Annotated in this window: 19 protein-coding genes; 10 read left to right on the top strand and 9 right to left on the bottom strand. The window is 55.0% G+C overall.

Annotated features, from left to right (window positions below):
* The first annotated feature begins 27 nt into the window (after positions 1 to 27).
* Positions 28 to 927: a LysR family transcriptional regulator gene (locus tag ACQE3Y_RS11840; protein ID WP_085071626.1), complete on the top strand. Its 900-nt coding sequence runs from the start codon at positions 28 to 30 to the stop codon at positions 925 to 927.
* Here ACQE3Y_RS11840 and ACQE3Y_RS11835 read toward each other — a convergent pair.
* From ACQE3Y_RS11835 to sapA, 7 genes are all read right to left on the bottom strand, one after another.
* A complete protein-coding gene (locus ACQE3Y_RS11835) occupies positions 924 to 2,060 on the bottom strand; it encodes a CMD domain-containing protein (RefSeq protein ID WP_426981744.1) in 1,137 nt (378 codons plus the stop codon). The two genes, ACQE3Y_RS11840 and ACQE3Y_RS11835, sit on opposite strands and share 4 nt — an antisense overlap.
* 199 nt (positions 2,061 to 2,259) lie before the next feature.
* The gene (fabI, locus tag ACQE3Y_RS11830; protein WP_085071628.1) at positions 2,260 to 3,048 is read right to left on the bottom strand and encodes an enoyl-ACP reductase FabI; all 789 of its coding nucleotides are present in this window, start codon (positions 3,046 to 3,048) and stop codon (positions 2,260 to 2,262) included.
* A gap of 158 nt (positions 3,049 to 3,206) precedes the next feature.
* A complete protein-coding gene (gene sapF, locus ACQE3Y_RS11825) occupies positions 3,207 to 4,019 on the bottom strand; it encodes a putrescine export ABC transporter ATP-binding protein SapF (protein WP_426972467.1) in 813 nt (270 codons plus the stop codon).
* Positions 4,019 to 5,011 carry a putrescine export ABC transporter ATP-binding protein SapD gene (gene sapD / locus ACQE3Y_RS11820; RefSeq protein ID WP_426972468.1) on the bottom strand — a complete coding sequence of 331 codons (993 nt, stop codon included), beginning with the start codon at positions 5,009 to 5,011 and terminating at the stop codon, positions 4,019 to 4,021. The genes sapF and sapD overlap by 1 nt, the downstream gene beginning before the upstream one ends.
* A complete protein-coding gene (sapC, locus tag ACQE3Y_RS11815) occupies positions 5,011 to 5,901 on the bottom strand; it encodes a putrescine export ABC transporter permease SapC (RefSeq protein WP_426972469.1) in 891 nt (296 codons plus the stop codon). The genes sapD and sapC overlap by 1 nt, the downstream gene beginning before the upstream one ends.
* On the bottom strand, positions 5,891 to 6,853 hold the full coding sequence (sapB, locus tag ACQE3Y_RS11810) for a putrescine export ABC transporter permease SapB (protein ID WP_426981743.1): 963 nt from the start codon (positions 6,851 to 6,853) through the stop codon (positions 5,891 to 5,893). The genes sapC and sapB overlap by 11 nt, the downstream gene beginning before the upstream one ends.
* Positions 6,850 to 8,478, bottom strand: a complete 1,629-nt coding sequence (sapA, locus tag ACQE3Y_RS11805) for an ABC transporter substrate-binding protein SapA (protein WP_426972472.1) — start codon at positions 8,476 to 8,478, stop codon at positions 6,850 to 6,852. Before sapA ends, sapB begins: the two co-directional genes overlap by 4 nt.
* A gap of 384 nt (positions 8,479 to 8,862) precedes the next feature.
* Between sapA and uraH the strand changes: the two genes are divergently transcribed.
* Positions 8,863 to 9,273, top strand: a complete 411-nt coding sequence (gene uraH / locus ACQE3Y_RS11800; protein ID WP_250650032.1) for a hydroxyisourate hydrolase — start codon at positions 8,863 to 8,865, stop codon at positions 9,271 to 9,273.
* Positions 9,274 to 9,574: 301 nt separating this feature from the next.
* Positions 9,575 to 10,606 carry an acyltransferase family protein gene (locus ACQE3Y_RS11795; protein WP_426972475.1) on the top strand — a complete coding sequence of 344 codons (1,032 nt, stop codon included), beginning with the start codon at positions 9,575 to 9,577 and terminating at the stop codon, positions 10,604 to 10,606.
* A 12-nt stretch (positions 10,607 to 10,618) separates the two neighbouring features.
* On the opposite strand, the gene pspF is transcribed toward ACQE3Y_RS11795, so the two are convergent.
* Positions 10,619 to 11,674, bottom strand: a complete 1,056-nt coding sequence (pspF, locus tag ACQE3Y_RS11790; protein ID WP_426981742.1) for a phage shock protein operon transcriptional activator — start codon at positions 11,672 to 11,674, stop codon at positions 10,619 to 10,621.
* A gap of 163 nt (positions 11,675 to 11,837) precedes the next feature.
* Between pspF and pspA the strand changes: the two genes are divergently transcribed.
* From pspA to tyrR, 7 genes are all read left to right on the top strand, one after another.
* Positions 11,838 to 12,503, top strand: coding sequence for a phage shock protein PspA (pspA, locus tag ACQE3Y_RS11785; protein ID WP_085071637.1), 666 nt, complete (start codon positions 11,838 to 11,840; stop codon positions 12,501 to 12,503).
* Between the two features lie 88 nt (positions 12,504 to 12,591).
* A complete protein-coding gene (gene pspB, locus ACQE3Y_RS11780; protein WP_250650028.1) occupies positions 12,592 to 12,816 on the top strand; it encodes an envelope stress response membrane protein PspB in 225 nt (74 codons plus the stop codon).
* Positions 12,813 to 13,175, top strand: a complete 363-nt coding sequence (pspC, locus tag ACQE3Y_RS11775) for an envelope stress response membrane protein PspC (protein ID WP_250650027.1) — start codon at positions 12,813 to 12,815, stop codon at positions 13,173 to 13,175. Before pspB ends, pspC begins: the two co-directional genes overlap by 4 nt.
* Positions 13,176 to 13,230: 55 nt before the next feature.
* Complete coding sequence (pspD, locus tag ACQE3Y_RS11770) at positions 13,231 to 13,446, top strand: phage shock protein PspD (protein ID WP_250650026.1); 216 nt, start codon at positions 13,231 to 13,233, stop codon at positions 13,444 to 13,446.
* Between the two features lie 132 nt (positions 13,447 to 13,578).
* On the top strand, positions 13,579 to 14,976 hold the full coding sequence (locus ACQE3Y_RS11765; RefSeq protein ID WP_426981741.1) for a YcjX family protein: 1,398 nt from the start codon (positions 13,579 to 13,581) through the stop codon (positions 14,974 to 14,976).
* Entirely contained in the window at positions 14,973 to 16,004 is a 1,032-nt protein-coding gene (locus ACQE3Y_RS11760; RefSeq protein WP_426972480.1) for a TIGR01620 family protein, read from the top strand. Before ACQE3Y_RS11765 ends, ACQE3Y_RS11760 begins: the two co-directional genes overlap by 4 nt.
* 286 nt (positions 16,005 to 16,290) lie before the next feature.
* The gene (tyrR, locus tag ACQE3Y_RS11755) at positions 16,291 to 17,856 is read left to right on the top strand and encodes a transcriptional regulator TyrR (RefSeq protein WP_426972481.1); all 1,566 of its coding nucleotides are present in this window, start codon (positions 16,291 to 16,293) and stop codon (positions 17,854 to 17,856) included.
* A gap of 93 nt (positions 17,857 to 17,949) precedes the next feature.
* Here the strand turns inward: tyrR and ACQE3Y_RS11750 are convergent, their stop codons facing one another.
* The gene (locus ACQE3Y_RS11750; protein ID WP_426981740.1) at positions 17,950 to 18,411 is read right to left on the bottom strand and encodes a DUF943 family protein; all 462 of its coding nucleotides are present in this window, start codon (positions 18,409 to 18,411) and stop codon (positions 17,950 to 17,952) included.
* Between the last annotated feature and the right edge of the window lie 42 nt (positions 18,412 to 18,453).

The raw sequence follows: 18,453 nt of genomic DNA, 5'->3' as shown, positions 1-18,453 counted from the left end.
ATCCTAACTCATTGAATTATAATAATTATGGATATAAAACAATTAATTTATCTTTGCAATCTGGAGCGTGAGCGCCATTTTGGGCGTGCGGCGGAGGCCAGCTTTGTTAGCCAGCCAACGCTGTCGATGCGGCTAAAAAACCTGGAGCGTGAGCTAGGCTTGTCGTTGATCAACCGCAGCAATAACTTCGATGGGTTTACCGCAGAAGGTGAAAGGGTACTGGCCTGGGCGCGGGAAATCGTGTCGGTTTATCAGGGGCTTAAACTCGAAGTAGAGTCGCTCAAGCATGGCGTAAATGGCACATTGCGCATCGGCGTGGTGCCTCAGTGCAGCGTATCGCTACCGCTGCTGTTGAAAATGGTCAGCGATCGCTATCCGCAACTTGATTATCGCGTCGCGGTGCTCAGCGCCGATCAGCTGCTTGAGGCGCTGAACAGCCATACCGTGGATGTGGGTATCGGTTTTTTTGAGCTGGCAACGCTGCGTGAACTGCACTTCCAGGCGGAATCCTTAACGGATAACGGCGTAGAGCTGGTGTATCATCCGGCGCATTTTCCGCAGCTGGACAATTATCACAGTCTGCGCCTGGAAGATATTGCCGCGCTGCCGCTCTGCCTGGCAGAGCCTACGCGCTATTTCCGGCGCTACCTGGACGCCAGCTTTCGCGAGGCTGGCTTAACCCAACGCGTGATCCTGGAAAGCACCTCAATTTTTCAGCTGCTGCAAGGTGTGCAGGTGGGGTTAGGCTGCCTGATTTCACCGGTGGGACATTTGCTGCCTGATATGAATCCGGATTTGCATAGCCGTCCGCTGGCCATTGCGCCTATGGCGCGCCATGCTGCGGTGGTGGTTGCAGAGCCCGGGCGCGCCACACCGCTGGCGCAGCACTTTTTCGATGAAGTGCGGCGTATCCTGAGCGCAGGCTAATATTCGCCCAGCGCCTGCAGTAGCCGGTTATTCCAGTTTGCCAGCGCAACCCGCTGCATCAGACAAAACAGTTGCTGATGCGTGATTCCCTGGGCCAGCAGCGGCTGCAAATGCGCGGCGCTAAGGCGATCCGGCGCGCGCGTCAGCTGTGCGGCCAGCTGGATCACGGCATGAGGTAACGGCTCGCGGCGGCTGGCGGTCAGCGCATCATCAATCCCGCGTTGCAGTTTAGACAAAAAGCGCCCCTGATACCTTTCAAAGCATAAGGCACTGCCGTTAATACGTGCAGCAACCGCCTGCGCCAGCGCTTCTTCCTGCGTTGCCGAAGGCAGTGAGCTTTGCAGTCTGCTCCAGGCGTGCAGAGTACCGGCATCATGTGCCGCCAGCCAAACCATGTGGGTTAGTTCAGGCAATGCCTGGGCTGCCTCAATCGCCGCCAGCTGCTGCTCGCTGGCATAGCGCCGCTCCAGCGGCGGCAGGCGAAGACGGTATTCCTTTGGCGATGAAAAGTCGTGCCATGAGGCATCAATGCATTCATTCAGGCCGGGCAGCCAGCACACCGGCATGCCGAGTAGCGCCTGTAATCCTGCTACTACGCGTGCCTGATAGCTGACAAACCCCACAGTCTGGCTCAGGCTGATAATATCCGGCGTGCTTAAACCAACATCATCCAGCCGTTGTAGCGCAGCGGTGTCGATAACTGCCGGCTGGCTGGCCAGCTGGCGCGCATACTGTGTCAGCTGGGTCAGACGATTGTTGCTTTCCCGTGAAGAGTCGGGACCGGGCAGCGGATTGAGTCGCGCCGCATAATGATTGCACAAGCGCTGAATGCCGGTAACCTGGGCTGCGGTCAACGCAATCGCCAGTCGGTCGTACAGTGTGAGCGTATGCGTGAGCGTCGGCGTGAGGTCGTCCGGAAACAGCTGGTGGCTGAGCGCCTGTCCCGCTTGCAGCACCGGACGAAAAGTATGAAAGAGCGGCGTCAGGATCGATGCATGTTGCTGGAGTCCCAGCAGGAAACGATCCTCAATATCTGCGGCTTCAGGATAAAGCGGGGGCGTCTGCTCAGCGCGCGCGCTGGCCTGCGTTTCATGATACCAGTGGCTGTTGCCGGAATAACGGCGTGGTTCCATGATCATTCCTTTCACAAGTTAGCCAACCCGGCGGCATAAAATACTGTAAAACCGGGTCGGAACGGCATGGCTATCCTGCAACAAGGGCTGCGCAGCGGCAAAGAATGTTCGGTGATAACAAATAGCGGAAAGCTATAAGGTTAATCAGAAAGGAAGTACGAAAAGAGAAGGGCGAGACAGACGCCTCGCCCGAAGATACTTATTTCAGTTCCAGCTCGTTCATGGCAGCGATGCTGAAGCCGCCGTCAACGTGAACGATTTCACCGGTGATGCCGCCCGCCAGATCGGAGCAAAGGAAGGCTGCAGAATTACCCACATCTTCAATGGTCACGGTACGGCGAATCGGCGTAACCGCTTCGCAGTGAGCCAGCATTTTACGGAAATCTTTAATGCCGGACGCGGCCAGCGTACGAATCGGACCCGCAGAAACGGCATTAACGCGCACGCCTTCCGGCCCCATAGCGTTAGCCATGTAGCGTACGTTTGCTTCCAGAGAAGCTTTCGCCAGACCCATAACGTTATAGTTCGGGATAGCGCGCTCTGCGCCCAGGTAAGAAAGCGTCAGCAAAGCTGAGTTTGGGTTCAGCATCGCACGGCACTCTTTCGCCATCGCAACAAAGCTGTAAGCGCTGATGTCGTGTGCAATTTTGAAACCTTCACGGGTAACGGCGTTCACATAGTCGCCATCCAGCTGATCGCCCGGGGCGAAGCCGATAGAGTGAACGAAACCGTCAAATTTAGGCCAGGTTTTTGCCAGTTCAGTAAACAGCGCTGTGATGCTCTCATCTTCAGCAACGTCACAGGGCAGAACGATTTCGGAGCCGAGATCTTTAGCGAACTCTTCAACACGGCCTTTCAGTTTATCGTTCTGATAGGTGAAAGCCAGTTCTGCGCCCTGTTTGTGCATCGCCTGTGCAATACCGTAGGCGATGGAGAGTTTACTGGCAACGCCAGTAATCAGAATGCGCTTACCGGAAAGAAAACCCATAGCTGTAATCCTTATGGTCATTGTTGTTGGCGGCTGCTTAGCTCAAAAAATGCGCAACCGCGTTGATCGACCCGGCGATTCTAGCACGAGTCTGTGGATAGCGTTAATCCGACCTGTCAGTTGGCGAAAAGCACCGCAGCTGACAGGGATAGCAGTGCCTAAACGGGCGGATCGCGCCGCCATGCATCTGCCGTCAGCGCCTCGCCAAAGTGGCTGGCGATCATACGACGTGTTAAATCATGTAGCGGCGCGGCCAGCACGTCAGCGGTGCCGCCGCGCTCGACCACTTCACCCTGATGCATCACCAGCACCTGATCGCTGATATGTTTCATCATGCCGATATGCTGGGTAACGAAAATATAAGAAAGCCCATGTTTTTCCTGCAGCTCCAGCAGCAGGTTAACCAGCTGTGAGCGCATCGACATATCCAGCGAAGCCATCGCCTCATCAGCGATAATCACTTTGGGTTGCAGGATCAGCGCGCGCGCCAGGCCGACGCGCTGTTTTTGCCCCGGCGCCAGCATATGCGGGTAGTAGGCGGCGTGATCGGGCAGCAGACCTACCTGACGCAGCGTAAGGTTGATGCGCTTTTCCCGGGCGGAGAGATCAAGATCGCTGTTCAGACGCAGCGGAAAATCAAGAATATGACCGATGCGCTGGCGGGGATTAAGGGCGGTAGAGGGATCCTGAAATATCATGCGGATCAGTCGACTGCGAAAACCATAATCGCCGTAGCGCAGTGGATGATCGTTGATGACCATCTCTCCGGCGCTGGGCTCGACCATGCCGCTCAGCATTTTTGCCAGCGTCGATTTTCCCGAGCCGTTTTCACCAATAATCGCCAGCGTCTGCCGTTCGCGCAGGGTAAAGCTGACATCTTTCACTGCCTCAACGTGCTGACGACGAAACAGGCCGGTGCGATAGCGGTAGGTTTTGCTGAGGTTTCGCACTTCCAGCAGCGTTTCAACCATCAGGGTTTCTCCATATTCAGCGGAAAGTGGCAGGCGAACAGATGGTTTTTTGCTCCTGCCAGGCGCGGCGTTTCGATACATTTTTTCTGTGCGTAGGGGCAGCGCGGGCCAAGTCGGCAGCCAATGGGCAAATGCTCCAGCGATGGAATCGCCCCCGGCAGGGTATTCAGTCGGCTTTTATGCGGCAGCGCGCTGCCAAAGTCGGGCATCGCGCGGATCAGCGCCTGCGTATAGGGATGATGCGGCGTGGCGATCAGATCCTGGCTGGCGGCGGTTTCTACCGTTTGACCGCAGTAAAGAACATTAATCCGGTTCGCCCACTGGCTCATGGTGCGCAAATCGTGACTGATCAGCAAAATGGTGGTGTTGTTGTTCTGGTTAAGGCGGCTGAGCAAACGGAAAATTTGCGCCTGGGTGGTGGGCTCCATAGCGTTGGTCGGCTCGTCGGCGATCAGCAACCGCGGCTGGTTTGCCAGCGCAATGGCGATCATCACCTTCTGGCATTCCCCTTCGGTTATCTCATAGGGATAGCTGCGCATGATATCTTTATGATCTTTGATGCCGACGCGATGCAGCAGCTCAATCGCGCGCGCGTGACGCCAGCGAAAGCGCTGATACCAGCGGCCTTTCCAGGTCCAGCCGGGGATCGCCTGCATCAGCTGGCGGCCCACGCGGGCAGAGGGATCAAGGCAGGACTGAGGCTCCTGAAAAATCATCGAGACGTTATGACCGACAATGCGGCGACGCTCGCGCGGCGACAGGCGCAGCAGGTCGATATCATCAAAGCGCATGCGGTCGGCACTGATGCGCCAGTTATCTTTGGTCACGCCGCAAATGGCTTTTGCAATCAGGCTTTTTCCGGAGCCCGATTCCCCCACCAGTCCACGTATCTCCCCTTCGTTCAGGGTTAAATTAACGCGATCGACCGCTTTGACCGGCCCGTCGGCAGTCATAAACTCAATGGTCAGGTTACGGATATCAAGTAACGGCATTATTCCACTCCCGCCACAATGGCGCGGCGAATCCCGTCGCCCAACAGATTGATGATCAATACGCTCAGCATAATCGCGGCGCCAGGCAGCATGACTGTCCAGGGCGCAACGTAGATCAGCTCCAGCGCGTCACCCAGCATTGAGCCCCATTCCGGCGAAGGCAGTTGCGCGCCGAGATCGAGAAAGCCGAGCGCCGCAATATCCAGAATAGCCATAGAGAGCGCGCGGGTGAGCTCACTCACCAGCAACGGCAGAATATTGGGCAGAATGGCATGCCAGAGAATATTCTTGTTGCTGGCCCCGTCCAGACGCGCAGCCACGATATAATCTTTTTCCAGTTCATCATGTACGGCGGTATAAATTGCCCGCACCAGTCGCGGCAACAGCGCCAGCCAGACCGCCAGCATCACATGTCCCAGCCCCGGCCCGATAAAGGCAACCACAACAATCGCCAGCAGCAGGGAAGGGATCGACAGCAGGGTATCCAGAATGTGATTCATCACCGCCGAACGCAACCCGTGTGTTATTCCTGCCAGCACGCCCAGCACCACCGCACAGAGCGCCGCCGCCAGCGTTACCAGCAGCGCTGAGCCAACGGTCGGCGCCGCACCGCTCAGCAGACGGCTCAGCACATCGCGGCCTAAATCATCGGTGCCGAGGAAAAACGAGACATCGCCATAGCGTGACCAGGAGGGCGGCAGCAGCTGATAGCCAAGAAACTGTTGAGCAAGGCCATACGGCGCCAGCCAGCCGCCAAACAGGCAAAGCAGCAGCAGGGCGATAAAGCCGTAAAACCCCACCATCGCGCTGGTATCGTGGTAGAAAAGCCGCCACGTATAGCGAAACGGGCTGGGAGGGCGTTTCTCGGCGTAAATATTATCAACGGGCATACCATTCCTTATGCTTCAGCGGGGTCGTCATCGCGCCCAGGATATCAGATAACACATTCACCAGAATCACCAGGCTGCCAACCACCATTACGCCAGCAGAAATAGCGGCATAATCCTGCTGACGAATCGCATTAATCAGCCAGCGGCCCAGGCCAGGCCAGCTGAAAACCATTTCGGTGATCATGGCCAGCGTCAGCATGGTGGCAAACTGTAAGCCCAGACGTGGGATCACCGGCGGCAGCGCATTATGCAGCACATGACGTCGGATAACCGTAAAGCGTGACAGCCCACGGGTGGACGCCGCTTTAATATAGTTGGCGTCAATAACCTCGCTGGTGCTGTTGCGCAGCAGGCGGATGACTTCTGTAGTAGGGGCAATTGCCAGCGTGGTAACCGGCAGCACCATATGCAGGGCCACGTTGGTCAGCATTTCATGACGCCACGGCGAGTCGCTGATAAAAGCATCAACCAGGGCAAAGCCAGTGACCGTTTTCATTTGATACAGCAGATCGATACGGCCGCTCACCGGCAGCCAGCCGAGGTTCAATGAGAAAAACAGCGTCAGCAGCAGCGCCAGCCAAAATACCGGCATGGAAAAACCGAGCAGGGAAAACGCGCCTATCACCCGATCCTGCCATTTATTGCGCATCACGCCAGCAATAATGCCCAGCGGGATACCCAGCAGCAGCGCCACGCTAAAAGCGAGCAGACAGAGCTCCAGCGTAGCGGGAAAGACCTCACGCAGCTGTAGATTGATCGCCTGTCCGTTAATGCTGGATACGCCAAAATCGAGCTGCAACACGCCGGTAAACCAGAACCACCAGGCGTCCAGCAGAGAAGCGCCCTGTAGCGGCGCGTGCGGCGTAAAATAGCTCAGGCTGAAGGCCACCAGCGTCAGCATAAACAGCGTCACCACCAGCAGCACCAGGCGGCGCAGCGTATAGATAATCACGGTTTCGACTCCTCGCCATTATCGCGGTGGACGCCCGCAAAAGAAGCATTGCCAAACGGGCTTAGCACCAGTCCCTGTATATTGTGTCGGTAGGCTTGCAGGCGTAAAGAAGAGGCAAGCGGTAACACCGGTAGCTCGCGCGCCAGCACCTGCTGGGCCCGATCGTAATGCTCAATGCGCGACGCCAGCTGTTGCGAGAGCAGCGCCTGCTGCAGTTCGCCATCAAATTCAGTATTGCACCAGTGGGCATAGTTCGTCTGAGAATTAATTGCCGCGCAGCTGAGCAGCGGACGGAAAAAGCTGTCCGGGTCGTTACTGTCGGTCGCCCAGCCGGTCAGGGTTAAATCGTGATTCATTTGCATCAGACGCGCTTCCTGAAAACGCCCCTCGACCGCCACAATGGTTACGCTTACCCCAATCTGCGCCAGGTCGGCCTGAAGCAGCTCAGCGGTTTTCAGCGGGCTGGGATTCCAGGACTGCGAAGCGGAAGGCACCCACAGCGTCAATTCCAGGTTTTCCAGCCCCATTTTTTTCAATAACTCGCGCGCTTTATCAGGATTATATTCCGTGATGCGTGCTTCGCTATCATAGGCCCACGAGGCTCGGGGCAGCACGGAAGCCGCCGTTTCCGCCGTACCGTAATAGATCGATTCCATCAAACGTTCGTTATTGATCGCCAGCGCCAACGCATGACGTACTTCAACGCGATCCAGCGGCGGCTTACGGGTATTAAACGCCAGATAGGCGATATTCATGCCTGGCCGCAACGTCAGTCGCAGACGCGGATCGTCACGCAAAATGGTGAGCTGGCTGGCGGCAGGATAGGCCAGCACGTCGCATTCGCCGGTAAGCAGTTTCGACAGCCTGCCGGTGCCGCCCGCGCCCATATCAATCACCACCTGCGGCATACGCGGCAGGCCTTTCCAGTAATGCGGGTTACGCTCCAGGCGCACATACTGCCCGGCACGGTATTCATTCAGCATAAAGGGGCCGGTGCCGACCGGCTGGCGATCCATCTCTTCCTGGCGATCGCGCGCCGCCAACTGCTGAGCATATTCTGCCGATAATACCGGCGCGTAGTGGGTAGCCAGATGCCACAGAAAAGAGGCGTCCGGGCTTTTCAGGCGGATCTCTACCGTATCCTTGTCGATTTTTTTAACGCTTTTCACCGCATCAGCATATTGCAAACTATCGAAGTAGGGGTAGTCGCCGCCGTTAATGTTATGCCAGGGATGATGACGATCGAAAATGCGTGCAAAACTGAACACCACATCATCAGCATTCATGGTGCGGCCAGGGGTAAACCAGGCGGTTTTTTGAAAGGAGACATGGCGACGTAAATGAAAGCGGTAGGTGGCACCGTTATCCAGGGTTTCCCAGCGCTCTGCCAGTTCAGGGATCAGACGATAGGTGTAGGGATCGACATCCAGCAGGCGGTCATAAAGCTGCGCAGAAAGCGTATCCACCACCAGCCCGCTGCTGGCCAGCTGTGGATTAAAGGTATTCATGATGCCATTAACGCAGTAGACGAAACCGCTGTTACGAATATCTTCCGGCGTCGCGGCGTGGCTGGCCGCGCTCAGCAGCATTAGCCCTGACAACAGCCTGGATAGTAATTTCAACATAGGAAGTTAACATTCAATGGGTGACATGCTGAGTGTATCGCACTCTGCAAGTTGTCCCAAAGTTTGCGGGGACGGCCGCTGTTTTTTCCGCCATTCTGCACAAGACGCCGCAAAGTAAGCCCAGAATCTGTGTGGTAATGAGAAAAATTCTCAACAAATGGCTTTACAAATGATATTGAGAATGATTACTATTCATCTGTGCTTCAGCGGTGGCTCTACCGGGGAAGTGCACGACATTGCTCACATTGCTTCCAGTATTACTTGCCCGCCAGTGCGGGCTTTTTTTTGCCTCTCTTCCAGGAAATTTCTGATCTGAACCCTTTTTTCCGCTCTTCCTGACCACAGCGTGTAGGCTCAGCGGTGAAAACTACCAAGGAGCAACAAATGAAAATTAAATCAGTTTTACTGCTGGCAGGGCTGGGTATGATGGGCAACGCGCTGGCTGACGCGCCGCGTAACCCGATTAGCGTTCATGTGCTGAATACCCAGACCGGGAAACCTTCCTCCGGAGTAAAAGTAGATCTGGAGCAGCAGCAGAGCGGTAAATGGGTCACGCTGGCCAGTAAAACCACCGATACCGATGGCCGCATCGCCGCTTTTTATCCGGAAGGTAAAAATTTTAGCGCCGGAGAGTATCGCGTAACTTTTCACACCGGCGACTATTTCCAGCAGCAGCATCAGGCGACCTTTTTCCCGGAGGTGCCGGTGAATTTTCAGGTCACCAATACGCAGGAGCATTACCACATTCCACTGCTGCTGAGCCAGTACGGTTTTTCCACCTATCGCGGCAGCTGACACACCACTGTCTTAGCGCCACTCGCGGTGGCGCTGATGCGCGTAACCCTCGATCCGCTGATATTTCCCGTCAGAAAAATTCCTAAAAATCCTTACATCAAAACATGTTCTGCTTTACTAACAGCACAGTAAGGCTTTTCCTAATAGACTGTTTCTGTTGATAATCATCAAAATAGATAAATTCTTTTAATTTATGTTGGCACGTAAGGGCAGCGTCGCTATTGGCGAACTGACAAGACATCGTCGCGTCAGCGCTCTGAGACGAGGCTGCCCAGGGATAGTGGATTACGTGGGATAAATTATGATTATTTCGGTACAAATATTACGGGCGCTGGCGGCGCTGATGGTGGTCATGCAGCATATCGCTGACAAGGCGGAACAGTATCATAGCGGTGCGCTTAGTGATTACCATATTGGCTATTTTGGTGTTGATCTCTTTTTTATCATTTCCGGCTACATCATGTGTCACGCCACAAGCCAGAAGAGGCTGAGCGTCAGGCGCTTTATCGCCAATCGTATTAAAAGAATCATTCCTCTTTACTGGATCGTTACCGCCGCTGCGCTGATGGTATATCTCGTTGCACCTTCAATGGTTAACAGCTCTGGCGGCGAAACCAGCATTTTTTCTTCCTGGACGCTGATACCAACAGGGAAAAAATTGTTAGTACAGAACGGCTGGACGCTTAGCTATGAATTTCTGTTTTACCTGATTTTTGCAGGCTTTTTGGTGGTTGGCTCGTTGAAAAAACAGATTATTTTCTCTTCCATCGTGCTGATGGCAATGGTGCTGGTGGGACTCTATTTCCAGCCGCAGCAGCCAACGCTGAAGTTCCTTACAGATAAACTTTTCGCAGAATTTATTTTAGGCATGCTGGCATATATATTTTTACAGCGTGTGCCACTGTCATCAGCAACTTCTTTTTTGTTGCTGGCCGCGGGCATGGCGTTGTTGCTTCTGCAAAATCACTACGGGATCTATGCCTCTGCGGCTGGCAGGGTATTAAGCGGTGGCGTGCCGATGCTGCTACTTTTTACCGGCATCGTGGGACTTGAACCCGTAATAAGCAAAATCGCCTTTCCTGGCAAGAAAAGCGCGATATTGTTGGGGAATGCATCCTATTCACTCTATCTGATCCATCCTTTTACGCTTTCTCCGTCTGCGCTGATCCTGCACAAACTTCAGCTGGTGCAAAACCAGACGCTGTTTGTGTCGCTGCTGCTTTTCGTCGCCGTTCTGGCTGGCATTGCGGCGTGGCTTTTTATCGAGCAGCCTGTAAACGCCTTTTTTAAACAGAAAAACATGACCGCAGCGGCGAGTCCACTTACTGGCTAAGGCAGGTGGCGATCATGCCGGGCGCGGCGACATTTCATGTTTTTTCACCATAGCGCGCCACTGATGATAGGTAACGCCTAACAGCTCTGCCGCCCGGCGCTGGTTAAATTTGGCCTGCTGCAAACTTTTCTCCATCAGCGCAAGCTCCTGCTGTAGCTGCCACTGTCTGAGATTGAGCGGAAGCGCAGGGAGATCCTCTGCGCTCTGTGAGGCAGAAAGCGGCTGCGAAGCGCGCTCCGCCGTGGGCTGATAAGCAACAGGGGCAGGTTCATCAGCCTGTGCCTGAACAGGCTGGCGCGGCGCAAAGGGGTTAATGATAATCTCATCCAGCTCTTCATCTACGGAGGCGTGACGGTAGACAGAGCGTTCAACCACGTTTTTTAACTCACGAATGTTGCCTGGCCAGTGGTAATCAAGCAGCGTTTGCTGCGCGCGATGGGAAAATCCAGGAAACAGCGGCAGCCCCAGTTCACGACACATCTGAATGGCAAAGTGACTGGCCAGCAGCAGGATATCGCTGCGTCGCTGGCGCAGCGCCGGCAGCTGTACCACATCAAACGCCAGCCGATCCAGCAGATCGGCGCGAAACTGGCCCTGTTGCGCCAGCTCCGGCAGGTTAGCGTGCGTTGCGCACACCAGCCGCACATTCACCTGCAGCGACTGATTGCCGCCGACGCGCTCCAGCTGGCCATACTCAATCACCCGCAGCAGCTTTTCCTGCACCAGCATTGGCGCCGTTGCCAGCTCATCCAGAAACAGGGTGCCGCCATCGGCGCGCTCAAAACGCCCTAAATGGCGCTGCCGCGCGCCGGTAAAGGCGCCCGCTTCATGGCCGAACAGTTCAGAATCGAGCAGGTTCTCATTCAGCGCGGCGCAGTTAAGCGAAATAAACGGGCCCTGCCAGCGCTCGGAAAGATAATGCAGGCGGCTGGCAATCAGCTCTTTACCGGTGCCGCGTTCGCCAATCACCAGCACCGGTTTATTAAGCGGAGCCAGGCGCGAAACCTGTTCCAGCATCTCCAGAAAGTTATTGGCTTCGCCCAGCAGGTTTTCGTTCGCTTCGCTCATGGTTAATTTCACCGAAAGTTGGTTTTATTCACCACTATAAAAACTATCTCTGCCTGGGTCAAAATTAAAAATTATTACATATCAAAGCATTAAAAGTTGGCACGGAACTTGATAAAGAGAACAGGTAAGCGTCATTAAGCGCTAAAAACTGGAGGAGTAAATTATGGGTATTTTTTCTCGTTTCGCCGACATCGTAAACGCCAACATCAACACGCTGCTGGATAAAGCGGAAGATCCACAAAAAATGGTGCGCCTGATGATTCAGGAGATGGAAGACACGCTGGTTGAGGTTCGTTCCACTTCTGCACGCGGCCTGGCTGAACGTAAACAGCTGCTGCGTCGTATTGAACAGGCGCAAATTCAGCAGAACGAATGGCAGGAAAAAGCAGAGCTGGCGCTGCGCAGAGACAAAGACGATTTAGCACGTTCCGCGCTGATTGAAAAGCAGAAGCTTACCGATTTAGTGGCCTCGCTGCAGCAGGAAGTGACTCAGATTGATGAAACGCTGGCGCGAATGAAAGGCGAAGTTGCTGAGCTGGAGAAAAAGCTGAGTGAAACCCGCGCACGCCAGCAGGCGCTGACGCTGCGTCATCAGGCGGCTTCTTCCTCACGCGATGTTCGTCGTCAGCTGGACAGCGGCAAACTGGATGATGCCATGGCGCGCTTTGAATCCTTTGAGCGTCGTATCGATCATATGGAAGCGGAAGCGGAAAGCCATCGCTTTGGCAAAAGCAAAACCCTGGATCAGGAATTTGCCGAGCTGAAAGCGGACGACGCCATCGGAGAACAGCTGGCGGCGCTGAAGGCAAAAATGAACCGCAGCGAATAAGGGTGGGCGGTCCGCCCTGTAAAGTGCAGGGCGTTGTTGACTGTTTTAGCCGTTTTGCCCTCCGGGGCGACACCATCAAGGAGAGAGAATGAGCTCACTATTTCTTGCCATACCACTGACTATTTTTGTGCTGTTTGTTGCACCGGTCTGGCTGTGGCTGCATTACAGCAATCGTCAGAACGGTGCCAGCCTCTCATCAGGCGATATGCAGCGTCTGCAACAGCTGACGCAGGATGCGCGTCGCATGCGTGAACGCATTCAAACGCTGGAGGAGATCCTCGACGCAGAACATCCGGAGTGGAGACAGCCATGAATAAAAGCCGATTCAGTGGAAAAAAACTGTGGCGTATCCCGCAGCAGGGCAAGGTCAAAGGCGTTTGCGCCGGGATCGCCCACTATCTGGATATCCCGGTTACCCTCGTCAGGGTAATTGTGGTGCTGTCGATGGTGTTTGGGCTGTTTATGTTTACGCTGATCGCTTATGTGGTTCTCAGCTACGTGCTGGAGCCGATGCCGGCGCATGCCGAACAGCAGACGGCGCCGCTGCGGGCCGATGAGCTGCTGGACGCGTTAAGCGATGAAATGGCGCAAAATGAACATAAGCTGCGCCAGCTTGAACGTTACGTCACATCAGAGACGTTTAGCGTACGCAGCCGTTTTCGTCAGCTTTAATTCCGGGCTGCGTCGGCCACTGTCCGACCAGCCTGTTATCAATATAAGGAGAGGTATGTCGAATTTTCGTCAGCGCGCAATACGCGCCACGCCTGTGCTGAAACGTGCGGGCAAACAGCTTCTGATTCATGGCCTGATGCTGGCTCCGGTCGGCATCAGCGGCTGGGCGGTAAAAGCCGTAGCGCGCAGACCGCTACGTTTGCTGATCGCCTTTGCGCTTGAGCCGCTGCTGAAAAAAGTCGCTAACCGTCTTGCCTCTCGCCTGCGCTGATCCGGCGCGCGCTGGATGACCAGCGCATCTCACATTATCCGTTCTTTTTAGTAATGCATTACACTGATGGTCAACCCGCCGGGATGCCTGACGCTGTCCCGGCTTATTTTTGATGCAGCAGGGATGAGCCCGATGAAACGAATTCAAAATGAACTGGCGGCATGGGTAAATCGCGGCGTGGATCGGCATTTACGACTGGCGGTAACTGGTTTGAGCCGCAGCGGGAAAACGGCCTTTATTACGTCGCTGGTTAATCAGTTGCTGAATACGCATGGCGGCGCACGGCTGCCGTTATTTTCCGTGGTGCGCGAAGATCGCCTGCTGGGTGTGAAACGCGTGCCGCAGCGCGATATGGGCATTCAGCGTTTTACCTACGATGAAGGGCTGGCCCAGCTCTACGGCAGCCCACCTGCCTGGCCTACGCCGACGCGCGGCGTCAGTGAGATGCAGCTGGCGCTGCGCTTCCGATCGCAGGATTCTCTGCTGCGACACTTCAAACAAACCGCCACCCTCTATCTGGAAATCGTTGACTATCCCGGCGAATGGCTGCTCGATCTGCCCATGCTGGCGCAGGACTATTTAAGCTGGTCACGTCAGATGAACGGTTTATTGCAGGGCGATCGGGCGGAGTGGGCTGCAGAGTGGAAACGGCTGTGCGCTAATCTCGATCCGCTGGCCCCGGCGGATGAAAATCAACTGGCGGCTATTGCTGCTGCCTGGACCGCTTATCTGCTGCGCTGCAAGCAAGAGGGACTGCATTTTATTCAGCCGGGCCGTTTTGTCCTGCCGGGAGAGATGGCTGGCGCGCCTGCGCTGCAGTTTTTCCCGTGGCCGCAGCTGAACGATATCGATGAGGCGCGGCTTGCGCAGGCGGGTAAAGGCAGCAACCTTGCCATGCTGCGTGCCCGTTATGATTATTACTGTCAGCATGTGGTAAAGGGCTTCTATAAGAATCACTTTCTGCGCTTTGATCGCCAGATCGTGCTGGTGGATTGCCTGCAGCCGCTAAACAGCGGGCCACAGGCGTTTAATGATATGCGGCTGGCGCTGACGCAGCTGATGCAAAGTTTTCACTATGGGCAACGCACGCTGTTTCGCCGCCTGTTTTCGCCGGTTATCGATAAGCTGCTGTTTGCGGCCACCAAAGCGGACCATATAACCGCCGACCAGCATGCGGGGCTGGTCTCACTGCTACAGCAACTGGTTCAGGACGCCTGGCAAAATGCGGCTTTCGAAGGCATTAATATGGACTGTATAGGTCTGGCTTCGGTGCAGGCGACGCAAAGCGGCATAGTGGATCATCAGGGCGAAAAAATTCCCGCGTTGCGCGGAGATCGTCTCAGCGACGGCGCACCGCTGACGGTATTTCCTGGCGAGGTGCCGTCACGTCTGCCAGAACACAGCTTCTGGCAGGAGCAGGGTTTTCATTTTGAACAGTTCCGGCCGCAGCCGCTCAATGTTGATCAACCGCTGCCGCATATCCGCATGGATGCTGCGCTGGAATTTTTACTGGGAGATAAGCTGCGATGAGTCAGCCACCGTTGAAATCGCGCATCGATTTTGCGCAACCGCTGGAAAGCGAAAAAGAAAGCGTTCTGAAACCTGCACAGCATTTTGACGCTGCGGAGAATTTACACTTTACCCTCCAGCAAGAGGCGGATCCGTTGCTGGAGGAGCAGAGCGGCGAGCAGGTGGTCGAGGCCGCGTTACGGCCAAAGCGTAGCATCTGGCGGCGCATCGCTATGGCTGGCGTCGGGCTGTTTGTCGCCAGCACGGTGGCCCAGAGCGTGCAGTGGATGCTGGATGCCTGGCAGAGTCAGGCCTGGTTTGCGCTGGGCGCGGGCGCGGCCGGTTTACTGATTATCCTGGCGGGCGTGGGCGCGCTGGTGACGGAATGGCGGCATCTTTATCAGCTACGCCAGCGCGCTGAAGAGCGCGAAGTGGGGCGCGAGCTGTTACACAGTCATGGAATGGGGCGCGGGCGCGCGTTCTGCGAAAAGCTGGCGCTGCAGGCCGGGCTGGATCAGGGGCATCCTGCGTTGCAGCGCTGGCAGGCGTCGCTGCATGAAACGCATAACGATCGCGAAGTGGTGGCGCTCTATGCTCAGCTGGTGCAGCCGGTTCTCGATCGCCAGGCGCGTGCTGAAATTGGTCGTAATGCCGCAGAAGCAACGCTAATGATTGCCGTGAGCCCGCTGGCGCTGGTGGATATGGCGTTTATCGCCTGGCGTAACCTACGTATGATCAACCGCATTGCAGCGGTTTACGGTATCCATCTTGGCTATTTCAGTCGTATTCGTTTGTTTCGTCTGGTGCTGCTGAATATCGCTTTTGCCGGTGCTTCTGAGCTGGTGCGCGAAGTAGGTATGGACTGGCTGTCGCAGGATCTGGCCGCCAGGCTATCTGCCCGCGCCGCGCAGGGGATTGGTGCCGGGCTGCTGACCGCCCGTCTGGGGATTAAGGCAATGGAGCTGTGCCGTCCACTGCCGTGGATCGACGACCGTCCTAAACTTGGCGATTTTCGCCGTGAGCTGCTTAATCAGTTTAAAAAGCCCTGATCCCGGGCGGAACGACAAAACGCAGAGCGCTTTGCCGCTGAGCCTTCAGCGGCATAAATAGAGATAAAAAGTACATTTTATATGGCACTGTTCTGCAGGATGTAGCAGATTTGTTATAAACCTCTAAAAAATGGTGTAAGCGCATGATTATCGCTAACACTTCCGCTACACTCCTTTTCGCCATCGCCGCACTCTGTCAACTTATCCTGACAGAGTGCTTCTGGCTCATCGCAAGTTGGCGTATTATTTCATAATTCGCTGTTACCAAACCCAATAAGGCCACCGAATGCGTTTGGAAGTCTTTTGTCAGGACCGAATTGGTCTCGCCCGTGAACTGCTCGATCTGCTGGTTGAACGCAGCATTGATTTACGGGGTATCGAAATTGCGCCGATTGGCCGCATTTATCTTAGTTTTTCCGCTATCGCCTTTGAGCAGTTCAGCCAGCTGATGGCGGAAATTCGCCGCATCCCGGGGGTGACGGACGTACGCACCATCTCCTATATGCCGTCTGAGCGTGAGCATCGGGCGCTGAGCGCGCTGCTGACCGCCATGCCGGAACCGGTATTTTCCATTGATATGAAAGGCAAAGTTGAGCTGGCAAACCCGGCAGCGCAAAGCCTGTTTGATATAGATGAACATAAAATACGCAATCACACGATTACCTCTCTGGTCACCGGTTTTAACTTTACCCGTTGGCTGGAAAGCGAACGGGTAGAGGCTCAGACGCAGCGCGTGGTGATCCAGGGGCGTGATTTTCTGCTGGAGGCTCGCCCGGTCTATACTGCCGAAGAAGAGGGCGCTACGCTGCCGGTTGGGGCGATGGTGATGCTGAAATCCACCGCGCGTATGGGACGCCAGTTGCAAACGCTTGCGGTCAACGATGACACTGAATTCCAGCATATTGTGGCGGTCAGCCCGAAAATGCGTCAGGTTATCGAGCAGGCGCGTAAGCTGGCGATGCTGGATGCGCCGCTGCTGATTGTCGGCGATACCGGAACCGGAAAAGATATGCTGGCACGCGCCTGCCATTTGCGCAGCGCGCGCGGTAAAAAGCCGTTTCTGGCGTTGAACTGCGCTTCGCTGCCGGATGACGTGGCGGAGAGTGAGCTGTTTGGCCATGCGCCAGGCGCTTACCCCAACGCGCTGGAGGGGAAAAAAGGCTTCTTTGAGCAGGCCAATGGCGGTTCGGTGCTGCTGGATGAAATTGGGGAAATGTCGCCGCGCATGCAGACAAAACTGCTGCGTTTCCTGAACGATGGCACTTTCCGTCGCGTCGGGGAAGAGCATGAGGTGCATGTAGACGTACGGGTGATCTGCGCCACACAGCGTAACCTCACCGAGCTGGTGCAGCGCGGCGAGTTTCGTGAAGATCTGTTCTATCGCCTGAACGTGCTGACGCTAAATCTGCCGCCGCTGCGCGACCGACCGCAGGATATTTTGCCGTTAACCGAACTGTTCGTGGCGCGCTTTGCCGATGAGCAGGGTGTCGCGCGTCCCCGTCTGTCACCGCAGCTAAACGCCTTTCTGGCGCGTTATAACTGGCCGGGCAACGTGCGTCAGCTGAAAAATGCGCTTTACCGCGCGCTGGCGCAGCTGGAAGGTTATGAACTGCGTCCGCAGGACATCATGCTGCCGGAGTTCACTGAACAGCTGGCGCTGGATGAACAAGCAATGGAAGGCTCGCTGGATGAGATCACCAGCCGCTTCGAACGCTCAGTGCTGACGCGCCTTTATCTCTCCTATCCCAGCACGCGCAAGTTGGCGAAACGGTTGGGCGTTTCCCATACCGCTATCGCTAATAAGCTGCGCGAATATGGGCTGAGTCAGAAAAAGGGCGAGCCTGAAAGCTAAGCGCGGTCTCCTCTGGTGGTTCACGGGCGCTTCAGGCGCCCGTTGATAATGCTTCCAGAGGATGGAAGTGTGCTAAGCAGGAAGACAGTGGGGTTATTCGACCTTATCAACCTCGCCGTTATTTCTTAATCTATATTTCCCGTTGTCAACGCCAAAATATGCCTGGTTCCCTGGGCTACTACCGATGATAAAAACAGCATCTTTTTCGATACATCTTTTTTTAACTTTCATATCATTAAAGCAGTATTGATCATCGTCCTGCTTATCCTCTTTATATCCCTCGCCAAACAGCCATAGGGTTACAGAAAAAAAACCATTTTCATCAGGATAAGGGACGTTGTATTTTTCTTTTATCATGGCTCGGTTTTTAAGCCACCAGTTTATTTTACCTTTATCGCTTAGAGGGAAATTCCTTACCAGGATAGCACTGTCATTAGTGCTTCTTTGATGAACAGCAACAATTTCTACTGGCCGCAAAAAGAGCCAGAGCAGGTAAATCAGCAGCGCGGTACCAGCCAGCAAAAGAATTGCGCGCTTTTTATTATTTATTGTCATTACGCTCTCCGGTAATTAAAACATCGGAAATGCATATTTTTA

It is taken from the genome of Pantoea sp. FN0305 (assembly GCF_050113845.1).
Lineage (GTDB): Bacteria > Pseudomonadota > Gammaproteobacteria > Enterobacterales > Enterobacteriaceae > Mixta > Mixta alhagi.
Note: the sequence above shows the minus strand (reverse complement) of the source record. Positions and strands in the feature narration are given on the sequence as shown.